This window comes from Pseudomonas sp. PB120 (genome assembly GCF_009761815.1).
GTDB lineage: Bacteria > Pseudomonadota > Gammaproteobacteria > Pseudomonadales > Pseudomonadaceae > Aquipseudomonas.
The window spans coordinates 48,012-64,171 of record NZ_RWIN01000083.1; the positions used below are offsets into that span (position 1 = coordinate 48,012).

The 16,160-nt window shown below is 59.8% G+C and carries 21 protein-coding genes; 7 read left to right on the forward strand and 14 right to left on the reverse strand.

All coding sequences use genetic code 11. The features are described from left to right. Nucleotides 1-37: 37 nt before the first annotated feature. Complete coding sequence (locus EJA72_RS16385; protein ID WP_178129396.1) at nt 38-925, reverse strand: AraC family transcriptional regulator; 888 nt, start codon at nt 923-925, stop codon at nt 38-40. Between the two features lie 140 nt (nt 926-1,065). Here EJA72_RS16385 and EJA72_RS16390 point away from each other — a divergent pair, with 140 nt between their 5' ends. The 3 genes from EJA72_RS16390 to EJA72_RS16400 are packed head-to-tail and all read left to right on the forward strand — an operon-like array spanning nt 1,066 to nt 3,213. Beyond that, nucleotides 1,066-1,809: an SDR family NAD(P)-dependent oxidoreductase gene (locus EJA72_RS16390; protein ID WP_157712475.1), complete on the forward strand. Its 744-nt coding sequence runs from the start codon at nt 1,066-1,068 to the stop codon at nt 1,807-1,809. 28 nt (nt 1,810-1,837) lie between these two features. Beyond that, nucleotides 1,838-2,239: a VOC family protein gene (locus EJA72_RS16395; RefSeq protein WP_157712476.1), complete on the forward strand. Its 402-nt coding sequence runs from the start codon at nt 1,838-1,840 to the stop codon at nt 2,237-2,239. Then, nucleotides 2,236-3,213 (forward strand): trans-acting enoyl reductase family protein, encoded by a 978-nt coding sequence (locus tag EJA72_RS16400; protein ID WP_157712477.1) that lies wholly within the window; start codon nt 2,236-2,238, stop codon nt 3,211-3,213. The genes EJA72_RS16395 and EJA72_RS16400 overlap by 4 nt, the downstream gene beginning before the upstream one ends. 3 nt (nt 3,214-3,216) lie before the next feature. Here the strand turns inward: EJA72_RS16400 and EJA72_RS16405 are convergent, their stop codons facing one another. Further along, nucleotides 3,217-3,621, reverse strand: coding sequence for a helix-turn-helix domain-containing protein (locus EJA72_RS16405; RefSeq protein WP_157712478.1), 405 nt, complete (start codon nt 3,619-3,621; stop codon nt 3,217-3,219). Between the two features lie 101 nt (nt 3,622-3,722). On the opposite strand from EJA72_RS16405, the gene EJA72_RS16410 reads away from it, so the two are divergent. Together EJA72_RS16410 and EJA72_RS16415 are read left to right on the forward strand one after the other, a co-directional pair. Beyond that, nucleotides 3,723-4,187: a nuclear transport factor 2 family protein gene (locus EJA72_RS16410; protein ID WP_157712479.1), complete on the forward strand. Its 465-nt coding sequence runs from the start codon at nt 3,723-3,725 to the stop codon at nt 4,185-4,187. Nucleotides 4,188-4,284: 97 nt separating this feature from the next. Next, on the forward strand, nt 4,285-4,740 hold the full coding sequence (locus EJA72_RS16415) for a nuclear transport factor 2 family protein (protein WP_157712480.1): 456 nt from the start codon (nt 4,285-4,287) through the stop codon (nt 4,738-4,740). Between the two features lie 81 nt (nt 4,741-4,821). On the opposite strand, the gene EJA72_RS16420 is transcribed toward EJA72_RS16415, so the two are convergent. From EJA72_RS16420 to EJA72_RS16450, 7 genes are all read right to left on the reverse strand, one after another. Then, nucleotides 4,822-5,265: a hypothetical protein gene (locus EJA72_RS16420; protein WP_157712481.1), complete on the reverse strand. Its 444-nt coding sequence runs from the start codon at nt 5,263-5,265 to the stop codon at nt 4,822-4,824. A 106-nt stretch (nt 5,266-5,371) separates the two neighbouring features. Continuing rightward, on the reverse strand, nt 5,372-5,551 hold the full coding sequence (locus tag EJA72_RS16425; RefSeq protein WP_157712482.1) for a DUF1289 domain-containing protein: 180 nt from the start codon (nt 5,549-5,551) through the stop codon (nt 5,372-5,374). Nucleotides 5,552-5,553: 2 nt separating this feature from the next. Beyond that, entirely contained in the window at nt 5,554-5,925 is a 372-nt protein-coding gene (locus tag EJA72_RS16430; protein ID WP_157712483.1) for a hypothetical protein, read from the reverse strand. 66 nt (nt 5,926-5,991) lie between these two features. Then, nucleotides 5,992-6,690, reverse strand: coding sequence for an arsenical resistance protein ArsH (arsH, locus tag EJA72_RS16435; RefSeq protein WP_157712484.1), 699 nt, complete (start codon nt 6,688-6,690; stop codon nt 5,992-5,994). 9 nt (nt 6,691-6,699) lie between these two features. Further along, complete coding sequence (locus EJA72_RS16440) at nt 6,700-7,170, reverse strand: arsenate reductase ArsC (RefSeq protein WP_157712485.1); 471 nt, start codon at nt 7,168-7,170, stop codon at nt 6,700-6,702. Between the two features lie 38 nt (nt 7,171-7,208). Further along, entirely contained in the window at nt 7,209-7,556 is a 348-nt protein-coding gene (locus EJA72_RS16445) for a metalloregulator ArsR/SmtB family transcription factor (RefSeq protein WP_157712486.1), read from the reverse strand. 94 nt (nt 7,557-7,650) lie between these two features. Beyond that, nucleotides 7,651-8,844: a GAF domain-containing sensor histidine kinase gene (locus tag EJA72_RS16450; RefSeq protein ID WP_157712487.1), complete on the reverse strand. Its 1,194-nt coding sequence runs from the start codon at nt 8,842-8,844 to the stop codon at nt 7,651-7,653. 97 nt (nt 8,845-8,941) lie between these two features. Between EJA72_RS16450 and EJA72_RS16455 the strand changes: the two genes are divergently transcribed. Beyond that, on the forward strand, nt 8,942-9,538 hold the full coding sequence (locus EJA72_RS16455) for a DUF4157 domain-containing protein (protein WP_157712488.1): 597 nt from the start codon (nt 8,942-8,944) through the stop codon (nt 9,536-9,538). Nucleotides 9,539-9,580: 42 nt separating this feature from the next. On the opposite strand, the gene EJA72_RS16460 is transcribed toward EJA72_RS16455, so the two are convergent. The 5 genes from EJA72_RS16460 to EJA72_RS16480 form a co-directional block, all read right to left on the reverse strand. After that, nucleotides 9,581-10,369 (reverse strand): SDR family oxidoreductase, encoded by a 789-nt coding sequence (locus tag EJA72_RS16460; protein WP_157712489.1) that lies wholly within the window; start codon nt 10,367-10,369, stop codon nt 9,581-9,583. 37 nt (nt 10,370-10,406) lie between these two features. Beyond that, nucleotides 10,407-11,954 (reverse strand): amino acid ABC transporter permease/ATP-binding protein, encoded by a 1,548-nt coding sequence (locus EJA72_RS16465; RefSeq protein WP_157712490.1) that lies wholly within the window; start codon nt 11,952-11,954, stop codon nt 10,407-10,409. Nucleotides 11,955-12,018: 64 nt separating this feature from the next. Then, on the reverse strand, nt 12,019-12,813 hold the full coding sequence (locus tag EJA72_RS16470; RefSeq protein ID WP_157712491.1) for an ABC transporter substrate-binding protein: 795 nt from the start codon (nt 12,811-12,813) through the stop codon (nt 12,019-12,021). Between the two features lie 46 nt (nt 12,814-12,859). After that, entirely contained in the window at nt 12,860-13,930 is a 1,071-nt protein-coding gene (locus EJA72_RS16475) for an isopenicillin N synthase family oxygenase (protein ID WP_157712492.1), read from the reverse strand. A gap of 14 nt (nt 13,931-13,944) precedes the next feature. Continuing rightward, nucleotides 13,945-14,796 carry a sugar phosphate isomerase/epimerase gene (locus EJA72_RS16480; protein WP_157712493.1) on the reverse strand — a complete coding sequence of 284 codons (852 nt, stop codon included), beginning with the start codon at nt 14,794-14,796 and terminating at the stop codon, nt 13,945-13,947. A gap of 408 nt (nt 14,797-15,204) precedes the next feature. Here EJA72_RS16480 and EJA72_RS16485 point away from each other — a divergent pair, with 408 nt between their 5' ends. Then, nucleotides 15,205-16,131, forward strand: coding sequence for a Gfo/Idh/MocA family protein (locus tag EJA72_RS16485; RefSeq protein WP_157712494.1), 927 nt, complete (start codon nt 15,205-15,207; stop codon nt 16,129-16,131). Nucleotides 16,132-16,160: the final 29 nt, after the last annotated feature.

Below are 16,160 nucleotides of genomic sequence, written 5' to 3' on the forward strand. Positions count from 1 at the left end.
TCCCTCGCCACAGGGGATGGGGCGGGCGCGTCAGCGGCTATGCCCCCCGGGTTTCCCCAATAATCCGTGCCGCATCTCGCGCCGGCGGCAAGCCAAACACCCGTGCGTAATCCCGGCTGAATTGCGTCGCGCTTTCATAGCCAACCTCGAACGCCGCATGGGTGACATTCCTGGCGTTGGCCACCATCAGCGTTCGTGCCTGCAGCAAGCGAACTCTTTTCTGGTACTGCAACGGGCTCAGTGCCGTGACGGCTTTGAAGTGACGGTGAAAGGCTGACACGCTCATCGACGCGAGTTGTGCCAATGCGTCCACCCGGATGGGTTCGGCAAAGTCCCGGCGAATGTGCTGAATCGCCAGATTGACTCGCGCCATGGCGCTGTCGGGCGCCGCGATATCTCGCAGCATCCAGCCATGCGGACCTTGCAGGACACGGTACAGAATCTCCCGCTCATAGACTGGCGCCAGGGCCGCGATCTCCTCGGGCCGGGCCATCAAACGCAGCATGCGCACCCAGGCGTCCATCAAGTCGGGCGTGACCGCAGCCACCGAAAAACCGGCCTCTTTTTCGTGCTGTTCGGCAGGTTTAGGCAAATCCGCCAGGAGTGTCGTCAAGGCAATGGGATCGAGCGTCAGGCTGACGGCCAGGTAAGGCTCGCCGTCAGGGCCGGGATTAACCTGCCCGACCGCTGGCAACTCGATGGACATGACAAAGTAAGTCGCCGGGTCATAGCGAAGCGTGCGATCGGCGATGGTCATGGATTTGCTGCCCTGCAGAATCAGGTTGATCATCGGGTCGTAAACGGCCGCCAGCAAGTGTTCAGGAATTTCGCCCTGAACCATGGCCACACGCGGAATGCCCGTTTCCGTGCGGCGGTTTTCGGCTCGGGAGGCCAGGGTGCGAAGTTCATTCAGTGGGTTTGTCATGGGACTCATCTGAACTCACGCTGATACGTCCACGCAAGCAAAAAGCAGAAACAGGCAGGAAATGAGCAGGAACGACTACGCTCGCCCTGGCGGCGGTGGGTACTGTGGTGACTCATCTCACCCGACCTCTGGAGCACCCTATGAACGTTATCGTCATCACCGGCGGCAGCCGTGGCATCGGCGCCAGTACCGCCGAACAGTGCGCCCGTCGAGGCATGGGCGTCATCCTGACCTATAAGCGTGATGCTGATTCCGCAGCTTCCGTCGTCCAGCGTATCGAGGCCTCGGGCGGCAAAGCCGTGGCGCTTGAATTGGACGTGGCGGATGTCAGCCAATTCGACAGTTTCCGTGAAAAAGTGCGACAGACCTTGCTGGCGACCTGGGGTGTGACGACCCTCGGAGGGCTGGTCAACAACGCGGGCCATGGCCTGTTCAATCCCCTGGAATCGGTGACCGAGGCGCAGTTTGATGGCTTGCTGAATGTCCACCTCAAAGGCCCGTTTTTCCTGACGCAAACCTTGCTGTCGCTGATGGGCGAGGGCGCCGGCATCGTCAACCTCACCAGCGCCACAACTCGCGTTGCTACGGCGGGCGTCGCGCCTTACGCGGCGTTCAAGGGTGGGTTGGACGTGCTGACCCGCTACATGGCCAAGGAATTCGCACCACGAGGCATTCGGGCCAATTCCGTATCGCCGGGGGCGATCCGTACGGAGCTGGGGGGCGGTTTGAATGACGAGTTCGAGGCGCTGCTGGCTTCGCAAACGGCGCTTGGCCGGGTGGGCGAGCCGCAGGACGTCGCTCGGGTTATCGCCACGCTGCTGTCGGAAGAAGGGGGCTGGATCAATGCCCAATCCATCGAAGTCGCTGGCGGCTATTTCATCTGAATCAGTCTTTGAATCGTGAGGCACTGCAATGCTTGATCATCTCTTTCTCAGCGTCAGCGACATTGATCGCTCCGTTCGTTTCTACACCGCCGCGCTGACCCCGCTTGGCATCACCGCCAGGCTCGATTACGACGGCAAGGATGGCCCGCCCGGTCATCCTGATCTCAAAGGGTTCGGCGCCAATGGGCGAATGTTTTTCTGGTTGCGCCAGGGCGTGGTAGAGGGCGGGGCGGTTCATGTCGGCTTCGTCGCGAACAACAAGGCCCAGGTCGATGCAGCCTATGCGGCGGCGATAAAAAATGGCGCGATGGACAACGGCGCCCCGGGTGCGCGTCTGCATTACGACCCCAACTACTACGCCGCCAATGTGCTTGACCCTGACGGCTACAGCCTCGAATTCGTCTACAAGAACTGGCAGCACGCCCAATGAAGACATTAATGATCTACGGGGCGACGGGCTACACCGGTCGCATGGCGGCCGAGCATGCCAAGGCATTGGGGCTGGATATTGTGATCGCGGGGCGTACAGCCGCAACACTGCAATCGCTCGCGGCCGAACTTGATGTTCCTTATCGAGTGTTCACCCCGGATTCCCCTACAGCAGAATCCCTGGATGGCATCGGCGTGCTGCTGAATTTCGCCGGGCCTTTCGCCCAAACGGCGGACGCCTTGATGCGAGCCTGTATCAAGTCCGGGGTCGACTATCTGGACATCACGGCCGAGATCAATGTCTATCGGCAAGCGGAGCGGCTCGGCGCGGTTGCCGCCGAGGCGGGTGTGATGTTGCTTCCAGGCGTCGGCTGGGACGTGGTGCCGACAGATTGCCTGGCGATGCAGGTTGCTCGTCGCGTGCAGAATCCACACTCGTTGAGGGTGGCCTTGCAGGTGGCCGGCTCCATGTCACGGGGATCGGCGATGAGCGTCAGCGAGATCATTGGCGCCGGGCTTTTACAGCGCGTTGACGGCCTGCTGATTGAAACCCCGGACGCCCAGCCGCAGCACTTCGATTTCGGCGAAGGTCCGGCAATGTGCGCGCCGCTGTCCTTTGGCGACCTGGTCACGGGCTGGCATTCCACCGGGATCCCGAACATTGCCATGTTCGTGCACATCACCGGTGATGCCTTCCCGGAGGGAGATCTGTCTCAACTTCCCGACGGCCCGAGCGCGCAGCAACGCGAAGCCCATCGCGCCCGCGCCGTGGCCGAAGTCACTGGCGCCGACGGCACCGTCGTGCGCTCGGTCATCGAGACCGTCAATGGTTACACCTACACGCCGTTGGCGGCGGTGGAGGCCGCGCGACGGGTGCTGGGCGGTGAGCGACGGCCCGGCTTTGAAACGCCGGCACGGGTTTTCGGCGCTGGATTCGCCGAGACCATTGCCGGTACGACCGTCACTGATTTTTAGCGGCTACAAGGGTTCTTTATCGCGCTCATCGAAGGCCAGCTGCGCCTGCAGGACGGTGTCCACGTGATTGATGGTCCAGGTGTACAACGCCCGAAACGGTTCCTCGAGCGTTCGCCCCAACGGCGTGATGCTGTACTCCACCGCAATCTGCGAGGACGGAATGACGCGACGGGCCAGTATGCCGTTGCGCTCGAGCCGGCGCAGGGCTTGGGTCAATGCCTTTTGCGTAATGCCCTCCAGGCAGCGTTTGAGTTCGTTGAACCGTAGGGGCTTGTCACACAGCGCCGAGAGAATCAGCACCGACCACTTGTCCGCGATCTGATCCAGCAAAAAACGGCTCGAGCAATCGACTTTGTTGTCGGCGCTTGAGCCGATTCCGGCGAGCGTTCGGTCAGCTAACTCCTGCATGGGGTTTCCTCCGGTAAACCTGATGACTTCAAAGTGCGTAATTGATATCTGGTATACAACTTATACCATGGCAATTCACTTCACCTAAGGCAGTAAAAACCATGTCACTCCAATATTCCCACGACACCGCCGACAAACTCGCGGTGGTTGAAACACTGTACCGATTCGCCGCCGGCATCGATCTGCGCGACAGCGACTTGCTGGCATCGGCATTCGCAGAGGATGCGGTTTCCGACTTCAGGCCCGCCGCTGCCAAAGCCGGCTTCGAATACCCTGTGCTGGAAGGCCGGGACACCATCGTCGCAGCGCTGTCGGGCTCACTCGCCGGGATCGACACGACACATTCCGTGAGCAATCCCCGGGTCAGCATTGACGGCGACAAGGCGCGTCTTGACGCCCTCGTGGAAGCGCAGCACGTCCCGCAAAGCGATCATTCGCGCCATTACCTGATGAAGAACCGTTACGACATCAATTTGGTCAGGCAGGGCGAGGTGTGGGTTATTCAACGCGTCACGGTCGATAACGTCTGGCGCTCGGGAGATCCAGCGGTTCTGTCCGGCGTTTAGGACCTGGCGCATGGGGGGCGAAAGCCCTCCAAATGGACCATGTCGATGGCCATCGGTATTGCTATTTTTCAATGACAAAAAATACCGAGAGTCAGAAATGGATATCAAAACCCTGCTGCTTGAGCGCGACCTCCATGATGTCCTTTGCCGCTATGCTCGCGCCTGCGACCAACGGGACTGGGCTGCGCTGGAGGATGTTTTTCTGGAGGAGGCCACCGCCGATTATGGCGGTGTACATCACCTGCAAGGACGCGAGCCTATCCTCGACATGATCCGCATGCACCTGGAAGGTTGTGGCCCCTCGCAGCACATGCTCGGCAATTTGCTGGTGGACGCGAATGATTCCATGGTCAAGAGCCGGGTGTATGTGCGCGCTGCGCATCGCGGTGCCGGCAGCCTTGCGGACAAGACGTACGAAACGCTGGCCGAATATCAGGATCGCTGGGCATTGACGCCAGCCGGCTGGCGTATCGCTCATCGGCGCATGGACATCAGCCACGAGCAGGGTTCCCGCGAGGTGCTGCGTCCGCTGATAAAGGTGTCCGGAGAATAACGTTCTGGGTGTTCGGTGCTGACAGAGCCGTCACCATGGCCTGACGCATCTTGCACAGGCCACGGTCCCTCACGGATGGCCCTAGCCAGCGCTGATATTGCCGCAGAAAAGAGGTCGGCTGCCATCTGCCGGGCTGGTGCGGACGAGCAAGGCATAGTCACCCTTGGTCAGTTCGCTCAGCGCCACCGGTGCTTGTGCCCAATGTTGGGTTCTCGGCGCCATTGATGGATAGTCGACGCTGTTGGACTGACGGGTCTCGTAGGCCGGTTGTGCGCTCAGATGCTGGCATGAGCCGGCGTAGATGGCGGTATCGAGACGGCTGGGTAAGGCGAGGTCGTGCGGGACACCACCGACCGTGAGCCAGACGCTGGTTTGATTGCCCACCGGACTGAGGGTTGCTCGAGCGATATGCTGTGCGTTTTGCGGGGTAGCCATCAGGGGTACATCGACGATGTCGGATCTGCTTGCGCAACCGGTTATCGCCCCTGCCGCCACGACCAACGCCAGCCAAGATGTTCTGTTCATCACAGATCTCCTGAAAAGGGTGCGTTGATTTCATTCCCCCTGTGGAGTTTAGTGGTCTGCGAGGCGCATGGGCTTTAACTGATGGGTGGTCATTGAGGACAGGCGATCAGTGCGATTTCTTCAATCCCTTCAAGCGCACATTCGCCCTTTGCACGGCGGCCATTTTTTCCGGTCGCTTCATACGTTTCCACTTGCGGATGTCTTCCTTGCTGCGCCCGCAGCTCACACACAGATCGCCGCTCAACTGGCAGACCGAAATGCACGGGTTTTCGATTTCTTTAGCCATGGTCAATGGCCCTTGGTGGCGCGGGATTGCGCGAGGCGCTTCTGCCAGTCGCCACCCTGAGCGCGCTGGCATTCTTCCTCGGAATCGAACAGGACCGTTCGATCGCAAGCCTTAACGTCAATGTCTGCTTCGAGCAACGCGGTAGCCGTCAGCTCGAAAATCCGCACTTTCGCGTTGGCCTGGGCAAGCTGTTTGTCGGCCAGCGTTTCAAACACCCACGTCACCCTCAGCGTTTGAACAAACGCGTCCAAATCCGCGGTGTGGGTGAGCCAAGTGAAACCCTTGATTTCACTTTTTGCGGTCTCGCAAGCATCGGTCAGCGTTGCAATCAAACGGCGCTCAATGCGCGCCAGTTCACGTTTGCCCAGGGGCATGACGGGTACCTTTGGAGATGAAAAAAATGGCGGACATTTTGCACTGGAAACCAGGCAGGGGCGACCTCAAATCGAGCGCTGGTTTACCCGGGCGATAAGTTGCTCGGCGGTCTCTTTGCGTTCCGAGTAGCGATCCACCAGAAATTCCTGGCGGTCGCGCAGCAACAGGGTGAACTTCACCAGTTCTTCCATCACGTCGACCACGCGGTCGTAGAAGGGCGACGGTTTCATCCGGCCGGCTTCATCGAACTCGGTGAAGGCTTTCGGCACCGAGGATTGATTGGGGATGGTGAACATGCGCATCCAGCGTCCCAAGACCCGCAGCTGATTGACCACGTTGAAAGACTGCGAGCCACCGCAGACCTGCATCACCGCCAGCGTTTTGCCCTGGGTCGGACGCACGGCGCCCAGTTCCAGCGGGATCCAGTCGATCTGCGCCTTGAACACGGCCGACATCGCGCCATGCCGTTCCGGCGAACACCAGACCTGGCCTTCGGACCACAGCACCAGATCTCGCAGTTCCTGCACCTTGGGGTGCTCGACAGGAGCGTCGTCGGGCAGCGGTAAACCGGACGGATTGAAGATGCGCACTTCGGCACCGAAGTGCTCCAGCAAGCGTGCTGCTTCCTCTACCAACAGACGGCTGAAAGAGCGTTCGCGGGTCGACCCGTAAAGCAGCAGGATGCGCGGTTTTTGCGGATCCGCAGAAGAGATTTGCACGTCATCGAACAGGGTGGGATCAAGGTTGGGCAGATGTTCTGACATAGTGACTCCTTAAAGCGTGCCGATTCGATCGAGCTCATGTTTGAGTTCATGGCGATCGAGGCCGGCAAAGGGCAGTTCGAGGAAGGCTGTGCAGCGTTGCTCGATGCGCGCTAACGTGGCGCGGAAGGCGGCATCGATCACCGCGTCGTCACCGTTCACGTCGGATGGATCTTCCAGGCCCCAATGGGCTTTCAGCGCCGGACCGAAGTACACCGGGCAGGTTTCACCGGCGGCCTTGTCGCACACAGTGATGACGATGTCCGGCGGGTTGTGTTCGAAGGCGTCATTGCCCTTGCTGGACAAGCCGTCAATGGAAATTCCGGCCTGTTGCAGCGTCACCAGACTGCGAGGAAGAACCTGGCCCTTGGGAAAACTGCCGGCGCTCACCGCTTCGAATCCGCTCGGTGCCAGGTGATTGAACACGGCTTCGGACAGGATGCTGCGGCAGCTGTTGGCTGTGCACATGAACAGGACACGCATGAATGGCTCCTTTCGCCTGGGGTGGATTCGATCAGGTTTCAGCAGCACGCCGCATCACGAACGGGGCGGCCATCCATGTTCTGCAGGCGCGACGCGTTGTGTTGAAGCCAGTCTGAATTGGCCTTGGACGTGACCTGGAGGATCTCGTGCACCCAATCGGGCAGGTCTGGATTGAGCCGGTAATAGACCCATTGGCCCTGACGACGATCCAGCAGCAGGCCACTGCTGCGCAATTGAGCGAGGTGGCGGCTGATCTTCGGCTGACTGTCGTCCAGCGCGCACATCAGCTCGCAGACGCACAGCTCACCCTGGCTGGCAATCAGCAGGGTGGCGCGAGCGCGGGTCTCGTCTGCCAGACTCTTGAATACGTCGGGAGGTGTGATCATCGGCAGCTCTTCACATATGGAAAAACGAATATACGTATTTCCATATGTTTAGAGCAAGCAAAGAATCAGATGATCACCTTGTGGCTGCCTTCGCCTACACCCATTTGAATTGCGCGGGGAATCTCGCGACAAAACGGGTTCCCGCTTCTATCGTCGAGGAAACACTCAAGGTTCCATTGTGAGCCGTCGCGATCTGTGACGCGATGTAGAGTCCCAGCCCGAGGCCTTCACCGCGTTGTCCGGCTTCGGATCGGGAGAACGGCTCGAACAGCAGCGGCATCAATTGCGCCGGAATCGGCGTGCCCTGATTGGTCAGCGACAGCACAATTTCGTCGTTCTCTGAGTAAGCCCTCAGGATGATCGGCGCTGTGGTCGAGCCATGGGTGACCGCGTTTCCAAGCAGGTTTGAAAGCAACTGGCTGATGCGCAACGCGTCGCAATAGACGCCGCCGGGCACGCCCAGCGAGCTGATGAACGTGACGTGCGGGTGGGACGCCTGGACTTCTTCAAGGGTCATTTGCAGCGTGTGCTGCAGATCGTCCACCAGCTTGCGCTGCACCGGAATGCCGCCTCCCAGCCGCCCCCGTGCAAAGTCCAGGATGTTTTCGATCAGCACGCCCATGCGAATCGAGCTGTTGCGGATCGCCGAAATCAGATTGAGGGAGCGTTTGTCGTGTGTCTTGGTTTCCAGCAAATCGGCGCTCATGCGGATGGCGCTCAGCGGTGTCCGTAGGTCGTGCCCCAGTACGGCGATGAACTGCTCGCGCAACCGGCCAAGTTCATTGGCGGTTTTCAGCTCGGCTTTTGTGGCGTGCAGGTGCTCCTGGGTATCTAGGCTCATCGCAATCAGTTGGGCGAATAGGGTGAGCGTTTGCGCAATGGCGGGCTCATCAAGGTTCGCCGGGACTGAATCGATGGCGCAGAGCGTTCCGAAGAATTCGCCATTGGCTTTGACGATGGGAATCGAGATGTAGCTTTCCAGCCCGTAGGTCTTGGGCGTGTGGTGAAGCGAAAAGATGGGGTGTGCGCTGGCGTGGCCGAAAATGACCGGCTTTTTGTGTTGCCGGATTTCATGGCAAATGGTCGATTCGAGCACCAGTTCACCGCCGGGTTTGAGCCCGAAATCGATGGAGTCATCGACCGCGCACGCCACCCAGTTCTTTTCGGTGACTCGGGCAACCGCAGCGAAGCGCATGCCGGTCAGATGTTTAACCATACTCAAGATCACGGGCACCGCGTCTATGCTGCGGATAGCGTCGAGGTCGAGTGAAAAATCCGGGTTGGTCATGGTTTGGCGCTTCGAAATGATGTGCTCGGAGACTATCCGTTATCTGGCGTCCTGACGAATCGGGATAAGGTCCATCGGTCACATTTGTGGAGGATTCATGCCGTCCATCACCACGCGCCTGGTGGCGCTGTTTGCGCTTTGCCTCATTCTTGCGAAGCCGGCACAGTCCGACGCCTGCCCGGCAGGGGAGAAACAGGTGTGTCTGGACAGTTGCATCTGCCTGCCGGATCTGGGGCAGGTGCTGGGGCCGATGTCTGATGGCATCTACCAGGTCGCCGCGCCTGCGCTGGCGTTGTGGCTGACCCAGGGGCGCGATGAAGCCGCGATCGCCGGCACCCAACCGATTCCTGCGCACATCCGCGAGCAACTGCTGCGCTGGTACGAGCCCGCCATTCTTGATTTAGTGCGCTACAAAGTCAGCGACAGCACCCAGTTCAGCGCCGCCACGGCGATGCTGCAAAACCCCGACGTCGGCGCCGTGACGCTGATCGACGTCATCCTCTTCCGGGACCCTCAGGCCGCCGAACAGGACGTCGCGCTCTGGGCGCACGAACTCAAGCATGTGCAGCAGTATCAGGAATGGGGCGTGGACGAATTTGCCCAGCGGTACACACAGGATTTCAACGCGGTGGAGGCACCGGCGTATGCCATTCAGGCTGAGGTGAGACGATCGGTGCGGGAGGCGGCGAACTGAAGCGGATGGCGAAAGCACCGGTGCCATCCGCTCCCGTTATGATTATTGGCTGGAGCGAATGGCGCCGCCATCGAGTAACAGGTTCTGCCCCGTCAGGTAGCCGGCATGGCTGCTGCAAACGAAGGCACACAGCGCACCGAACTCCTCGGGTGAACCGAAGCGTTTGGCAGGAATTTCACTACGGCATTCGTCCAGAAATGCCTCGCTGTCTTGCCCCATCTCTTCGGCCGCAGCGACCAGGTTGCCACGCAGTCGATCCGTATCGAAAGAGCCGGGTTGCAGGTTGTTGATCGTGACATTGCGACTGGCGATGTTGTCTTGCCGGGCGAGCCCGGCGATGAATCCTGTCAAGCCGCTGCGTGCGCCATTGGACAGGCCCAGGCTTTCGATGGGCGACTTCACGGCACTCGAGGTGATGTTGATGATCCGTCCGAATCCGCGTGCGGCCATGCCGTCGACGGTGGCCTTGATCAGTTCGATCGGGGTCAGCATGTTGGCGTCCAGCGCCTTGAGCCAGGCGTCGCGATTCCATTCACGGAAATCCCCGGGAGGAGGGCCGCCAGCGTTGTTGATCAGAATATCGAAATGCTCATGGGCGCTGAGCGCTGCTGCCCGACCCTCGGCCGTCGAAATATCTCCGGCGACGGCGATGACCGTCACTTCATGATTGATCGCCCTAAGTTGACGGGCTGTTTCATTCAGCGTTGCTTCGCCCCGCGCGGTAATCACCACGTTCACGCCTTCCTGGACGAGTGCCTGTGCGCAGGCTTTGCCCAGGCCTTTGCTGGCGGCGCAGACCAGCGCCCAGCGTCCTGCTATTCCGAGATTCATGGGTGTTTTCCTGAAAGAAGAGGGCTCAAAGAAAGAATCATGCGTGGTCCACCGTGGCCGACAGGTTTGGCGAACGGGCCCCGATGCCCATAAAACGTCGTACTCGCTCACCTTCGGCATCGCACCGTATGGTTTCCGGGGCGGCATCGAGTTGGATATTACCGTTCTCCATGAAGATTACCCGGTCGGAGATCGACATCGCAAAGTCCATCTCGTGGGTCACGATCAGCATGGTCATGCCTTCCTTCGCCAGGTCGCGGATGACGTTGAGCACGTCGTTGACCAGTTCCGGGTCGAGGGCCGAGGTCGGCTCGTCGAACAGCATGATTTGTGGCTCCATCGCCAGGGCCCGGGCGATGGCCACGCGTTGTTGCTGCCCGCCGGAGAGCTGGTGCGGGTACTTGTGCGCGTGGGCCAGCAGGCCAACCTTGTCCAGAAGCGCATACGCACGATGCTCACTCAATTCGCCCGGCTGGCCGTGGTAACGCGGTGCCAGGGTGACGTTGTCGAGAATGGTTCTGTGCGGGAACAGGTTGAAGTTCTGGAACACCATGCCGATGTGCCGCACGCCTTTGCGCAGGCGAGGGCTGTTGGGTTTGTCCGACGATTCGATGAAGGGTTCGCCGAACAACAGGATGTCGCCGGTATCGATGCTTTCCAGGCCATTGACCGTGCGAATCAGCGACGTTTTGCCAGAGCCCGATGGCCCGATGATCGATACCACCTGGCCGTATTCGACCGTCAGGTCGATGCCCAGCAGCACCTTATGCGTGCCGTAGCTTTTCTGAATGTTCTTCAGTTGCAGGATCGGCGTTGTGTTGTTGCCGGCGGCTTTGCGCGCCGTGTCGGGCAACGCTTCGGCGCTGGCCTTGAACTGGGCGATGGTCGCCGCGTCGAGGGTGTGCGGCTTGCGGAAGTTCAGGTCCAGGTAGCGCTCCAGGCGCTGCAGGAAAAAGCCGAAAACGGTGACGATCAACACGTAATAGACGCCGACGGCCGCCAGGGTTTCCATGACCAGAAAGTTGGTGGCGTAGAGGCGTTGGCCGACCGTGAGGATTTCGGTCAGGGAGATGACCGAGACCAGCGATGTGAGCTTGACCACGGTGATGTATTCATTGATCAGCGTGGGCAGCGAAATACGGAAAGCCTGTGGGATCACGATCAGGCGTTGCATGCCGAACAGGCCGACACCCAGTGCGCGCCCGGCTTCCTTTTGGCCCTTGGCCACGGAAATCAGGCCACCCCGATGGATTTCCGCCATGTACGCCGCTTCGGTGACCACCAGGGCCAGCAAGCCGGAGTAGAAGGGGTTGGACAGAATCGGCCCGCTGCCGGGAAACAATTGCGGCAGGTTGTAGACGAACACCACCAGCACCAGCAACGGGATGCTGCGGAAAAACCAGATGTAGACGGCGGCGGGAATGCGCAGGAAAGGCGATTGGGACAGCTTGGCCGAGGCCAGGACAAAACCCAGCAGCATGCCGATGAACCAGGCCAGGGCACTGAGCTGGATGACCGTGACGCAGGCATGCCAGAAGTCAGGCAGGGAGAACAGCGAGAAGAAATACGACCAATCGAATGGCATAGGGCACCTCAATCTGCCGCCCCCGTGCAGGGGCGACAGATGACCAGACTACAAGGACAGGTTCTTACTGGGCGGTCGGTTCTTCCAGGCCGTACTTCTTAAGGATAGCGGCGTATTCACCGCTCTTTTTCGTCTCTTCGAAGGCTTTTTGCACGGCCTGGAAGGTTTCGTCATTCCCTTTCTTGACGAAGATGCCCAGGGTTTGCTGATAGATCGGGTGCTCGGTGGTGATCACCACGCGGCCATTGGTCTTTTCCGCGATCATTTTGGCGGCGCCGGCAATTTCAACCTGGGCCTGAATGTTCCTGGACAGCAGGGCCTGGGTCACTTCGGGTGCCGAAGGGTACTCGCTGACGGTAATGGCGCCTTTGTTGTTCGGCACGCAGTACTCATCGGACAGCTTCCTGAATTCCTTGACCCAGGTCGTGCCCTGTTCCAGGCCCAGCTTCAAACCGCACAGGTCCTCAGGGGTTTTCGCATTGATCTCGCTGCCCTTGGGCACCATGACCGCCGCGCCGGTGTTGGCGTAGGGAATGGTCTGGGCTTGAGTCTGGCGCTCCGGCGTGATGTACATGCCGGAGATGATCGTGTCGTACTTGCCGGAGTTCAGGCCCAGGATCAGGCTCGGGAACTTGGTGTCGACGAACTCCACCTTGGCGTTCATGTGCTTGGCCAGTGCCGTGGCCAATTCCGGGTCCGAGCCCACCACGTTCTTGTCCTTGTCATAGGACTCGAAAGGCGGGTAAGTGATTTCCATGCCGACCTTGAACGTGTCTGCTGCGGCCATGCTCGCCGAGGCACCCAACATACCGGCTGCCAATACAGCCAGGCTCAACAGGTTCTTTTTATTGTTTTTCATTCGTTACAGACTCCGGCGTAGGTGAGGGTATTGCTGAAAACTTCAATCAGGACGGTTGAGCCTGATTTTTCAAATGTCCGAAACTGGCGGGCTTGCGTGCCTTGCCTGGCAGTTGAACGTCCCCATTGGCCACTCTCTCGCGCAGATACTGATAGGTCTGCAGCGCCTGGCCATACATGTGTTCGCCGATCGTGATTTCTTCGTAGTCGTTGCCGGCCTGGGCGAACCCGGGCAGCGGTTTGATCTGGGTGTGATAGTCACAGGCGTAAAACAACGGGAAGGAATAACGTTCCTCCTTCACGCTCCGCACGCGGTGTGCAGTGGCCACGAATGCACCTGCCGTCATCACTTCCAGCATGTCGCCGATGTTGACCACAAAGGCATCGGCAATCGGGGGGGCATCGATCCATTGGCCAAGATTGTTCATCACCTCGAGGCCCGGCTTGTCGGCCAGCAGGATGGTGAAACACTCGTAATCAGTATGGGCGCCAAGACCCGGTGCGTCGTGGGCGGCGCCGTCGAACGGGTAGTGGATCAGGCGCAGCTTGGACGGTGGGCGAGTGACCAGGCTGTCGAAATAGTTTTCGTCCAGGCCCAGGGTCAGGGCGAAGCCGCCGAACAGACGACGGCCCAAGGCAAAGATCGCTTCATAGTAGGCCTGCACCGATGCCTTGAAACCGGCGAGCTGCGGCCAGTCGTTGGGCCCCAGCAACGGCGTGTTGGCCAGCACCAGCGGGTCATCGGCCGGCACTTCAAAGCCGACGTCGAAGGCTTCCTTGTGGTCCGGCTTGCCCTTGGAGTAAACCTCTTCGCCTTCGGGCACGAAGCCCTTGTGGGTTTGCGAGGTGCCGATGTAGTGCTGCATCTTGGTGTCGAGGGGCTGGTCGAAAAAGTCTTTGGCGGCTTTGCGCAGGTTGGCGATCAGCTGCGGGTCGATACCGTGATCGGTGATATAGAGGAACCCGACGTCACTGGCGGCGCGACCCAATTGTTCGGCCACGGCCAAGCGATGTTCCAGCTCGAAGCTGAACAGGCCGGCGATGTTGACCACCGGGATGCTGTTGAAGTTGGCTTTGTGTGTGTCAGGGCTGGCACTGTTATTTTTATTGTCAGGCATGACGCAGGGGCTCCCTAAGGATGGCTTGAGGGGTGGAAACGCTCGAAGTGTGCGCGCTCGGTCCGCCCCATCCACACATTCAATGACCACAGGTCGGCGACCGGGACATTGGTGAAGGGCAGATGGTGCAGGTAGCCGTCGGCGCCGAATTCCGGGGTGAGGGTGCTGACCTGATAACCGCGGGCTTGCTGCGAACGCCAGATGCTTTCCCAGTGCTGCTGATGAAAAGCCAGTTCCTTCGCATACTCGGGCGCCGCCGGATGCGGAACCTGCGGACCCTGGTCGTAACCAACCCGGGCCTGGATATGGTGAACCCGCTCGACGAACGCGCTCAGGTCATCGGCCGGATCATTCAACAGACGCTCGCAGGTCACGACCCAATGGCTGATGTCACTGGTAAATAATAGGTCGGGCAGTTGCCGGATCAACTCCAGGGTCACCCAAGGGTTGAACAGCGAACGCGAGCGATGGGTTTCGAAACTGCAGACCTGGCCGTGCTTGCGCGCCAGCTCCAGTGCCTGGCCAAAAAACTCAACTTGTTGTGGCAAGGACCAGCGGTCGTTGCCCGCCAACACGTTGACGAAACGTGGGCCGAGTTCGGCAGCCCAGGCGAGTTTGCGGTTCAGGTCATCAAGGTGCACGGCAGGGGTTGCTGACTGGTCCGGCAACACGTCGTACGCGGTGAAGACGGTGCTGATATAGCCCAGGCGATTGGCCTGGAGAAAGGCGCCAAACTCGGCCCGCTCACCGGCGTCCAGTGGCAGGCGCGCCTCCATGCCATCAAAGCCCGCTCGCAGCAACTCGTCGAGCGCCTGAGCCTTGCTGGCGGTGTAACCCCACAGCGTGCGGAAAATTTCCAGCTTCATCGGTGATCCTCAAAAATCCCAGGGCCTACTGCAAAAGCACTTCGACGACGTCAGGCTGCGAGGCGATCAATGGCCAGCTGCTGGAGCCGATGTTAGGCACAGGCCGCGCGGTGAAAGAATCTGAAAAATCAAATGAATACTTCAGACTTTCATCAACAAATAGCTCGCTATTTATCGGGTTTGTCGGGTGGGATTATTGAGGTGGGAACGTGTCTACGTTGGGTGTTAGCGATGGGTGCCGGTATTGCGCCATCATTTTCAAGAGTCCCAAGCGTCATCGGGGCGTAGAGGGCCCGTTGAGACCTGCACGAGCCCGAGCACCAACACATCAGCAATGACTTCCCCGCGCCACAGACGTAATCTTGCCCGCTCGTGGACAAAAACAAGACAAACAATCAGGAGTCATCGATGCAACCGATCCGTCTCGGTCTGGTGGGCTACGGCAAGATTGCCCAGGATCAACACGTTCCCGCTATCACCGCCAACCCTGCGTTCGAGTTGGTGTCTGTCGCCACCCAGGGTCAGCCCTGCGCCGGGGTCGAGAACTTCAAGTCCCTGAGTGAGTTGCTCGAGAACGGCCCGGAGGTCGATGCGATAGCGTTTTGCACACCGCCCCAAGGACGGTTCGCGCTGGTGCAACAAGCGCTGGCCGCTGGCAAACACGTGTTGGTGGAAAAGCCGCCGTGCCCCACGTTGGGGGAAGCGATGGCGTTGATCGATCTGGCAGGGAAGCAGGGCGTCAGCGGTTTGTTCGCGTGGCATTCCCGCTACGCGCCCGGCATCGAAGCCGCCCGTGACTGGCTGGCCGCCCGCACGCTGCAAAGCGTGCAGATCGACTGGAAGGAAGACGTACGCAAATGGCACCCGGGCCAGGCATGGATCTGGCAGCCCGGAGGCTTGGGCGTTTTCGATCCCGGTATCAACGCGTTGTCGATTGTCACCCATCTGCTGAAGCTGCCGCTGTTTGTGGCGTCTGCCGAACTGCGCGTCCCCAGCAACTGCCAGTCGCCGATTGCCGCGTCCATCAAAATGTCTGATGCGCGTCACCTCGATGTTCGCGCGGAGTTTGATTTCGACCACGGTCATGATGAACTCTGGAGCATCGAGGTGCGCTGCGCCGAAGGCGTCCTGCGACTGGACAACGGCGGCGCGGTGTTGAGCATTGACGGCGTGCGTCAGGCCGTATCGGAGGAGGGCGAGTACGCGGCGGTGTATCGACACTTTCAACAGCTGATCCGCGATAAAGCCAGTGACCTGGACCTCCAGCCGCTGCGGTTGGTTGCCGACAGCTTTTTTGTTGGCAGTCGGGTATCGGTGGCGCCGTTCTACGATTGAATGGGCAGGCCCGGCCGCAACAAATAATG